At 50.9% G+C, this 332-nt stretch carries 1 pseudogene; it reads left to right on the forward strand.

What is annotated here, in order from left to right:
- Window positions 1-332 (forward strand): annotated as a pseudogene (gene tuf / locus PPL9_RS20680) (elongation factor Tu); the annotation flags it as partial.

Raw genomic sequence — 332 nt, forward strand, 5'->3', positions numbered from 1 at the left:
GCTGGCGACAACATCGGTGCATTGATCCGTGGTGTTGGTCGTGAAGATGTTGAGCGTGGCCAGGTTCTTTGTAAACCAGGTTCCGTTACTCCTCACACTAAGTTTAAGGCTGAGGCATACATCCTCACCAAGGAAGAGGGTGGACGTCACACTCCATTCTTCACCAACTACCGTCCGCAGTTCTACTTCCGTACGACTGACGTGACTGGTGTTGTTTCTCTGCCAGAAGGCACAGAAATGGTGATGCCTGGTGATAACGTTGCTGTTTCAGTTGAACTTATCGTACCAATCGCTATGGAAGATGGTCTGCGCTTCGCTATCCGTGAAGGCGG

The sequence above is a fragment of the Pseudovibrio sp. POLY-S9 genome (assembly GCF_001431305.1).
Classification (GTDB): Bacteria; Pseudomonadota; Alphaproteobacteria; order Rhizobiales; family Stappiaceae; genus Pseudovibrio.